Origin of the sequence: Corallococcus sp. 4LFB, from assembly GCF_046520365.1 — a bacterium.
Lineage (GTDB): Bacteria > Myxococcota > Myxococcia > Myxococcales > Myxococcaceae > Corallococcus > Corallococcus caeni.
The window spans coordinates 1-8985 of sequence record NZ_JBKGHJ010000363.1 but is presented as its reverse complement, the minus strand read 5'-3'; the positions used below and the strand labels follow the sequence as shown (position 1 = coordinate 8985).

7 protein-coding genes and 1 pseudogene are annotated in these 8985 nt (G+C 69.4%); 3 read left to right on the top strand and 5 right to left on the bottom strand.

The genetic code is table 11. The features are described 5' to 3' along the window. Positions 1–147: 147 nt before the first annotated feature. The 3 genes from ACLEQD_RS30365 to ACLEQD_RS30355 are packed head-to-tail and all read right to left on the bottom strand — an operon-like array spanning position 148 to position 5006. The gene (locus tag ACLEQD_RS30365; protein ID WP_410388881.1) at positions 148–711 is read right to left on the bottom strand and encodes a MarR family winged helix-turn-helix transcriptional regulator; all 564 of its coding nucleotides are present in this window, start codon (positions 709–711) and stop codon (positions 148–150) included. Continuing rightward, the gene (locus ACLEQD_RS30360; protein WP_410388879.1) at positions 711–3869 is read right to left on the bottom strand and encodes an efflux RND transporter permease subunit; all 3159 of its coding nucleotides are present in this window, start codon (positions 3867–3869) and stop codon (positions 711–713) included. Before ACLEQD_RS30360 ends, ACLEQD_RS30365 begins: the two co-directional genes overlap by 1 nt. A gap of 36 nt (positions 3870–3905) precedes the next feature. Then, complete coding sequence (locus ACLEQD_RS30355; protein ID WP_410388878.1) at positions 3906–5006, bottom strand: efflux RND transporter periplasmic adaptor subunit; 1101 nt, start codon at positions 5004–5006, stop codon at positions 3906–3908. Positions 5007–5338: 332 nt separating this feature from the next. Between ACLEQD_RS30355 and ACLEQD_RS30350 the strand changes: the two genes are divergently transcribed. Beyond that, positions 5339–6478: an acyl-CoA dehydrogenase family protein gene (locus ACLEQD_RS30350; protein WP_207056299.1), complete on the top strand. Its 1140-nt coding sequence runs from the start codon at positions 5339–5341 to the stop codon at positions 6476–6478. Here the strand turns inward: ACLEQD_RS30350 and ACLEQD_RS30345 are convergent, their stop codons facing one another. Further along, on the bottom strand, positions 6479–6766 hold the full coding sequence (locus ACLEQD_RS30345; RefSeq protein ID WP_410388877.1) for a hypothetical protein: 288 nt from the start codon (positions 6764–6766) through the stop codon (positions 6479–6481). A gap of 55 nt (positions 6767–6821) precedes the next feature. Beyond that, the gene (locus ACLEQD_RS30340; RefSeq protein ID WP_171413441.1) at positions 6822–7229 is read right to left on the bottom strand and encodes a hypothetical protein; all 408 of its coding nucleotides are present in this window, start codon (positions 7227–7229) and stop codon (positions 6822–6824) included. A gap of 79 nt (positions 7230–7308) precedes the next feature. On the opposite strand from ACLEQD_RS30340, the gene ACLEQD_RS30335 reads away from it, so the two are divergent. Both ACLEQD_RS30335 and ACLEQD_RS30330 read left to right on the top strand, forming a co-directional pair. Continuing rightward, complete coding sequence (locus ACLEQD_RS30335) at positions 7309–7947, top strand: SAM-dependent methyltransferase (RefSeq protein ID WP_410388875.1); 639 nt, start codon at positions 7309–7311, stop codon at positions 7945–7947. Between the two features lie 51 nt (positions 7948–7998). After that, positions 7999–8985 (top strand): annotated as a pseudogene (locus tag ACLEQD_RS30330) (hypothetical protein); the annotation flags it as partial.

Below are 8985 nucleotides of genomic sequence, written 5' to 3'. Positions count from 1 at the left end.
CGCGTGGAGCACCGCGGACGCGGACGGGGCGGCGGGGGAGGGCGGGGGAGCGGCGCTCAGGCCAAGCCCGAGCAGGGCCACGAAGGAGGGGAGCATGGGCGCGGGCAGTGTCGCAGCCCGCGCCCCTCCACGCACCTGCCGTGCCCTTCAGCGCGGCGGGGCGTCCGCCTTCATGCGGGCGAGCATCCGCTCGATGATGCCGAACAGCGCCTCGCGGTCGTCCTCGGGGAGCAGGCCCATCAGGCGGCGGATGCCGGCGTCCGTCATCAGCTGGATGACGCGGTAGATTTCACAGCCCCGCTCGGTGAGCTTCGCGGTGACGGCGCGGCGGTCCTCCGCGTCCCGGCCGCGCTCCACCATGCCCATGTCCTCCAGGCGGTCCACCACGCCGGTGATGGTCTTCTTGGTGATGCCGATGCGCTGGGCCAGCACCCCGACCTGGATGGGGCCGACCATGCCCAGCCACCCCAGCGCGTGCACCTGGGTGGGGGTCAGCCGCATGTCGTCGCAGAGGCTCGCCAGCGGATCCCTCAGGGAGCGGAAGTGGGCCAGCTCCCGGATGAGCCCCATGAAGCGGCGTGAGTCCGGCGTGGACTGGTCCCCTTCCTGGAGCAGGCGCTCCATCGCGGCCTTGGCTTCGACGGCCTCATCCTTCCCCTCGGAGCGCACGTCGGACTCCGAGGGGGAGGTGATGGAGGTGGGGCGACGCATCAAGCCGTCTCCACCCGCGCCGCGGCGGCCGCGGCGGCTTCCCGCTCGCGGTCCTGGGGGCCCGGACCCTGCGCCGTGCCAGAGCCACCCGCGAAGCCCGGGTCGCTGCCCTTGTTGCGCTTGAAGCGCGCGGCCAGCTGATCCAGCAGCGAGTACACCACCGGCACCACGCCCAGCGTCAGGAACGTGGAGGTGATGAGGCCGCCGATGATGGTGATGGCCATGGGCGCGCGCGTCTCCGCGCCGTCGCCCTTCGCGATGGCCACCGGGATCATGCCGGCGATCATCGCGATGGTCGTCATGAGGATGGGACGCAGACGGACCGGGGCGGCCTCCAGCAGGGCCTCGTGCGCCGTGCGGCCCTTCTCACGGACCTGCAGCGTGAAGTCCACCAGGAGGATGCCGTTCTTCACCACCAGACCCATGAGCATGATGACGCCGATGAGGGCGAACATGGACATGTACTGGCCGGTGATCAGCAGGCCGCCAATGGCCCCGATGAACGCGAAGGGCAGGGACAGCATGATCGTGAACGGGTGGACCAGGCTTTCGAACTGGGCCGCGAGGATCATGTAGATGAGGATGATGCCCAAGAGCAGCGCCGTGCCGAACGCGGCCACCGACTTGCCCAGCTCCTTCGCGTTGCCTTCCAGCTCGCCCGTGACGCTCTTGGGCAGCTCCTTCGCCGCGTAGCCCTGCATGTAGGTGATGGCGTCGGACAGCGCGTAGCCCTCCTTCAGGTTCGCCAGCATGGTGACCTGCCGCTTCTGGGCCTGCCGGTCGATCTGCACCGGGCCCTCCGCGGGGACGATGCGCGCCAGGTTGCGCAGCTCCACCAACTGCCCCGTGGGGGCGCGCACGGCCAGCTGTCCGAGCGCGTCCGCGGAGGCCAGCGTCTCCGGAGGCAGGCGCAGCTTCACCTCGTAGGTGTCACCGCCCTCGCGGTAGTCCAGCACCTTGTCGCGGCCCAGGTAGGCGCGCAGCGTGGCGCCCAGGGACGCGGCCGGGACGCCCAGGAGGGCCGCGCGGTCGCGGTCCACCTGCACGTCGTACTGCGGCTTGCCGGAGCGGTACGTCATGTCCACGTCGGTGAGGCCCGGGTTCTTGAGCATCGCCTGGCGCATCTTCTCCGCGGACTCCGTCAGCTCCTTCCAGTTGTCGCCGCGCAGGTTGAACTGCACCTGCTGCGAGCGCGCGCCACCACCGGACACCGCGGCCACGTCCTGCACCGCCACGGTGATGCCCTTGGGCGGGTGGATGTTCTGGCGCAGGTAGGCCTTCAGCTCGCTCTGCTTGAAGGCGCGCTCCTTCACCGGCTTCAGGTTGATGAGCACCTCGCCCTTGTGGACCTCCTCCTGCACGCCGCCGCCCGCCGTGGTGAACGTGGACGCGATGCCCGGCAGCGCCCGGACCTGGGCCGCGAAGGTGTCCAGCTGCGTCTGGGTCTCCTGGATGGTGGACCCGATGGGCAGCTCCACCGTGAGCTTGATGTTGCCGTTGTCCTGCTCCGGGATGAACGTGAACTTGAGGAACCGCATCATCCCGAAGGTGAGCAGGAGCACGCCCACCGCGACGATCATCGTGATGAGCCGGTGACGCAGGATGCTGCCCAGGACCTTGCGGTAGCCGGACTCCATGCCCACCAGCACCTTCTCCACCGCCGCGGAGATGCCCGTCGGGTGCCCGTGCTCACGCAAGAGGCGCGAGGACAGCATGGGCGTGAGCGTCATGGACACCACGTAGGAGATGAGCGTGGCCACCGCCACCGTGACGCCGAACTGGTAGAAGAACTTGCCGATCATGCCGTCCATGAAGGCCACCGGGATGAACACCGCCACGATGGCCAGCGTCACCGCGAGCACCGCGAGGGCAATCTGTCCGGCGCCCTCCAGCGCGGCCTGCATGGGCGAGGCGCCCTCTTCCATGTGACGGACGATGTTCTCGATGACCACGATGGCGTCGTCGATGAGCAGACCGATGGACAGGGTCAGCGCGAGCATCGTGATCATGTTGAAGGTGAAGCCCAGCGCCGCCATCACCGCGAACGTACCCACCACGGACACCGGCAGCGCGATGGCCGCCACGATGGTGGAGCGCAGGTTGCGCAGGAACACGAGCACGATGAGGACCGCGAGCACGCCGCCCAGGATGAGGTCCTCCTGCACCGCGTGGATGGACGAGCGGATGAACCGCGCGTTGTCCGTCACCGTCTCCACCTGGATGCCGGCGGGCAGCGACTTGTTGATCTCCCCCAGCGACTCCTGCACCAGGTCCGCCACCTGCACCGTGTTGGAGCCGGACTGCTTGCGCACCACGAGCGCCACCGCGCTGCGCTCGCCGCTCTTCGCGCTGGAGCGCTGCTCCGCGGGGCCGTCCACGACCTCCGCCACGTCGCGCACGCGCACCGGCGAGCCGGCCGTGCTGGTGATGATGATGTTGCGGATGTCCTCCACGCTCTTCGCCTCGGAGGTCAGGCGCACGATGCGCTCCCGGCCGCTGTCCATGCTGCGGCCACCCGGCACGTCCAGGCTCTGGGCCTTGAGCGCCTGGCTGACGTCGCTGACGGCCAGGCCGAAGCCGCGCAGCCGCTGCGGGTCCACCACGAGCTGGATCTCCCGCTCGCGGCCACCGACGATGTCGATGCTGCCCACGCCCGGCTGGCGCTGGAGGGCCGGCTTCACCACGTCATCCGCGACGCGCGTCAGCTCCTCCACCGGCATGGCGCCCGCGAGCGCCAGCGTGATGATGGGGGCCGCGCCGATGTCGAACTTCTCGACGACGGGGGTCTCCACCTCGTCCGGCAGCTTGCTCAGCGTGGCCTGCACGCGGTCGCGCACGTCCTGCGCCGCGACGTCCACCTTGGTGGACAGCTTGAACTGCACGACGATCTGCGAAACGCTTTCGACGTTGATGGACTTGAGCGTGTCCACGCCGTTGAGCGTGTTGAGCGCCTCCTCCAGCGGGTCGGAGACGTTCTTCTCCATGGACTCCGGGTCCGCGCCCGGGAGCACGGTCGTCACGGTGACGACGGGGAAGTCGACGTCGGGGAACTGGTCCACGCCGATTTTCGGATAGGCGAAGAGGCCGAACACCACCACCGCCAGCATCAGCATGGCGGTGAAGATGGGCCGGGAAATGAAGGTCTTGAGCGGACTCATTCAGGTTCCTGAAGGCAAAGAGGAGAGGGGGAACCGCTACTGCGCGACGCGCACCGCGGTTCCCTCCTTGACGTCCAACGAGGCGTCGGCGAGCACGCGCTCCTCCGCCGTCAGGCCCTGCAGCACCTTCACGTAGCCCGGCAGCACGCGCTGCACGCGCACGTCGCGCTTGCGCACGGTGCCGTCCTGCACCACCCAGACGTAGCCCTCCTGGCCCTTGCTGCTGACGGCCTGGGCCGGCAGGAACAGGCCGTTGCCCGTGTCGCCCGCGGCCTTGGAGAAGTCCATCTCCACCAGCGCGCCGGGGCGCAGCGGGTGCTCCGTCTTGCCCGTCACGTCCGCCAGCACCTCCACGGTGCGGCTCTGCGCGTCGATGACGGCGCCCACGTTGGCCACCTTCGCCTCGAAGCGCATGCCGCTGGGGTTCACGGTGCCCGGCGTCACGATGCCCGGCGTCACGTTGTCGATGACGGACTCCGGCACCATCATCCGGATCTCCAGCCCGTCCGTGTCCACGATGGAGAACACCGGCGTGGAGGGCGTCATCGCCACGGAGTCACCCACGTTCTTGTTGCGCGCGGTGATGACGCCGTTGAAGGGCGCCACGATGGAGTGGTCCCGCAGGTTCTCCACCGCCAGCCGGTAGGCCGCGCCGGCCTGGGCCGCCTGGGCCGCGGCCTGCTTCTGGCCCATCTCCGCCTGCTCCAGCGTGCTGGCCGCCACGCCGCCGGACTCGGCCACCTTGCGCGTGCGCTCCAGGTTGCTGGTGGCCAGCTGCAGCGCGGCCTCCGCCATGTCCTTGGCCGCCTTCGCCTGCTCCACCGCGATGCTCACGTTGGACGTGTCCAGCTGCGCCAGCACGTCGCCCTTCTTCACCTTGTCGCCCACCCGCACGTTCACCTTCGCCAGCGTGCCCGTCGCCTGGGGCCCCAGGACGGCCTCCTGCTTGGAGCGCACCTGGCCGGTGACGCGCGTCACGTTCTGCTCCAGCTCCGTGGCCGGTGTAATCGCCTTGACTCCCAGTGCGTTGGAGCCTTCCTGCTGGGTCGGAAGCTGCGCCTTCTCCGCGCCCGCCTTCGAGCACCCCGCCGTCGACACCGCCACGGCCACCACGGCAGCCAAGATTCGCTGATTCACGGGTCCGAACTCCTGCCGGGTCGCCGGCGGGACACCCGCCCTGGCACCTGCTCCGGCTAATTCTTTGTGGGCTAGAAATTACCGACACTCGATTATCTGTCAAGAGGATACTCCGGAGTGCGGACTATCCACTCCCCAGTCATCCCGCGGGCTTGGCTGCCTGCCCTCCAGGCCTCAAGACTTCTTCACACCCCCGTCACCGGTGCGCTGCGTCACCAGGGAGGCGGGCGGCGTGGGCGGCAGGGACGGGGTGCGTCGCTTGTGGCTGACGGTGGGCGCCTGCTATTGACTCGCGAATCAACCCACAGCGGGACAACCCCCGAGGACTCGCGATGCTCAACCCGTTCACCGAGGAGCACGAGGCGTTTCGCAGGTCGGTGCGCGCCTTCGTGGAGAAGGAGATGGCGCCCCATGGGCTGGACTGGGACCGGGCGGGCATCTTCCCCCGCGAGCTGTTCAAGAAGTGCGGCGAGCTGGGCTTCCTGGGCATCAACCACGACCCGAAGTACGGCGGCAGCGGCCTGGACTACTGGTACGTGACGGCGTTCGCGGAGGAGCTGTCGCGCAGCCGCAACGCGGGCGTGAACATGGCGCTGCTGGTGCAGAGCCAGATGGCCACGCCCATCATCAATGAAATCGGCACCGACGAGCAGAAGCGCGAGTTCCTGGAGCCCGCGCTCAAGGGCGAGCGCATCGCGGCGCTGGGCGTGAGCGAGCCGGGCTGCGGCTCCGACGTGGCGAGCATCAAGACGACGGCGCGCCGCGACGGGGACGACTACGTCATCAACGGCTCCAAGATGTGGATCACCAACGGCACGCGCGCGGACTTCATCACGCTGGCGGTGCGCACGGGCGAGGAGGGCTACGGCGGCATCTCGCTGGTGACGTTCCCCACGGACGTGAAGGGGTTCGGCGTCTCCAAGAAGCTGGACAAGGTGGGCAACCTGTCCTCCGACACGGCCATCCTCTACTTCGAGGACTGCCGCATCCCCGCGCGCTACGTGCTGGGCGAGGAGAACCAGGGCTTCTACCACATCATGACCAACTTCCAGGGTGAGCGCCTGGTGGGCGCCATCACCACGGTGGGCGGCATGGACCGGATGCTGGAGGACGCGCTCCAGTACGGCAACGAGCGCGAGGCGTTTGGCCGGCCCCTCATCAAGTTCCAGGTGTGGCGCCACAAGTTCGTGGAGCACCTGACGGCGGTGGAGGCGGCGCGGCGGCTCAACTATTACGCGGTGGACCTCTACGACCGGAAGGAGAACCCGGTGAAGGAGATCTCCATGGCGAAGCTGTTCGCCGGGGACCTGGCCCAGCGCGTGGCCTACGACTGCCAGCAGTTCTTCGGCGGCATGGGCTACATCGAGGAGACGCCCATCGCGCGCATGTGGCGCGACGTGCGGCTCATCACCATCGGCGGCGGCACCTCCGAGGTGATGAAGGAGATCATCTCCAAGCTGTACGGCTTCTAGCTACTTCCTGCCGAAGAGGGCCTCCGCGGCGCTGAGCAGCGCGTCGCGGGAGTCCTTCGCGTGCAGGCCGCCTTCGCCCAGCTGGAAGAGCTCGCAGAAGTTGGCCTCGTCCTTGTCGCGGGGCGCTTCCGCGAAGGGCTCCTTGCAGGCCTTGGCCACGGACGGGTCGAAGTGCCGGCAGTTGCGGCACGAGCGCAGGTCCTCCTCACAGCCGGGGCACGTGTCGCGCCGGCCGACCTGGTTGGCGATGATGTCGAGTGTGCGTCCGCAGTGCGCGCAGCCGGGCATGGCGGTCCTCCCCGTCAGACAACAACGGGGCGCATCCTGCCAGAGTCCTGGCGGGCTATCGCTGGACGCTGGGCGCGAACGCCGGGGCGGGCAGGGAGGTGGCTTCCTGGGGCCGGCGCAGCTCGCCGGTGGCGTCCAGGAGCTGGTCGTCCAGCCGCTTGAGGAGGAAGAGGACGTAGGCGGACAGGGCGGACAGGACGGCGGCCATGATGCCCAGCAGCATGCCGCGCTGCCAGCGGTGGGCCTGCTCCATCACGCCGCGGCGTTCCTTGAACGTCTTGAGCTGCGCGTCCACGGAGGAGCCGTCCAGCTTCTGGGCGAAGTCGGAGGCCTGGGCGCTGCCCCGGGCCATCAGCCAGCGCCCTTCCGCCTGGAGGCCTTCCGCGCGCGCGTAGCAGAACGCAGCCCCACCCGCGAAGAACAGGGAGATGCACAAGGCCGCTGTCACGCTCCGGGTGCCCATGCCACCAACCCTCCGGATATCCGTTGGCGCGGCCAATGAACAGGCCACGACTGCTCCGGCTTTCCGAAGACAGTAGCGGATGCTAGGGACGGCTTCTGACATGGGCAAGCCCTACCGTCCTAAAGACCACTATTTCCAGAAAGCCAAGCAAGAGGGACTGCGGGCGCGTTCGGCCTTCAAGGTCGACGAGATCCTCAAGCGCTTTCCCGCGTCCGTGAAGAAGGGCGCGGCGGTGCTGGATCTGGGCGCGGCGCCGGGCGGCTTCCTCCAGATTCTGGCGGACGCGGTGGGCATGCACGGGCGCGTCATCGGCGTGGACATCGTGGCCATCCGGCCGTTCTCCCAGAAGTGGGTGACGACGGCGGTGCTGGACGTGCTCGCGGACGACTTCGACGCGAAGCTGACCGCGATGTACGACGGGCCCTACGACGCGGTCATCTCCGACATGGCGCCCAAGACGTCCGGCATCAAGGGCACGGACGAGGCGCGCAGCCTGCGGCTCGCGGGCAAGGCGCTGGAGGTGGCCGCCACGCGCGGCCGGCCCGGGGGCACGTTCGTGGCCAAGGTCTTCATGGGCGGCGACTTCGAGGCCTTCCGCGACGAGGTGCGCCAGCACTTCGAGGAGGTGAAGATCGTCCGGCCGGAGGCCACGCGCGGCGCCAGCATGGAGGTCTACGTCGTGGGGCTGCGGCGCCGGGCGCCCGCCGCCGCTTCCTGAAACACCGAAGGGAACGCCACGGGCGCGGGCGGCGTCTAGAGTGCCGCCCCTATGTCCGCTCCTCCGCGCCCGCGTACCGCCGCCGTCGTGTCGTGCCTGTTGTTGCTCCTGGTGTCCTGCGTGTCCGTGGCGGCGCCCGCGAAGGCGCCCCCGACGTGGAAGGCCATCGACGCACTCGTCGAGGACGACAAGGTGGAGTCCGCCGCGCAGGGGGCGGAGGCCCGGCTCGCCGCGGCGAAGGCCCGGGGGGACGCGGACGAGTGGACGCGCGCGCTGATCCGCACGGTGCAGCTGCGCACGCGGCTGCACGGCTACGAGACGACGGTGCGCTTCCTCAAGGAGCAGCCCTGGCCGGAGGGGCTGCGGCAGCAGGCCACGCTCCACCTCTTCTCCGCGGCGGTGCTCGCCAACTACGTGCAGGCGTACCGCTACGAGATTGGCCGGCGTGAGCAGGTGGTGTCCTCCGGGCCGGTGGACCTGAAGGCGTGGACGAAGGATCAGCTGGCGGCGGAGATCCAGCGTGAGTACGCCGCGGTCTGGGAGCTGCGCCAGCGGTTCGGCACGGAGCCGGTGAAGGTGCTGTCCGAGTACATCCAGCCCAACACGTACCCGGAGGGCATCCGCTCCTCGGTCCGCGACGCGGTGACGTACCTGTGGGTGGCGTCGCTGGAGGACACGGAGCTGTGGCGTCCGGAGCAGGAGCAGGGCGTGTACCGGCTGGACCTGGGCGCGCTGCTGGAGGGCACGCCGAAGGTGGAGCTGAAGGACCCGTCCGCGCACCCGCTCATGAAGGTCGCGGCGGTGCTGGGGGACCTGGAGGCGTGGCACCTGGCGGCGGGCCGGCGTGAGGCGGCGCTGGAGGCGAGGCTGCGGCGCTACGAGGTGCTGGCGACGTCGTTCAGCGACGCGGCGGATCAGCGGCGCATCCGGGAGCACCTGGCCGCGCACCTGAAGGGCTTCCGGGACGTGCCCTGGTGGTCCAAGGGGCAGCACCAGCTGGCGGCGATGGAGGCGCGCGCGGGCCGGGCCATCACCGCG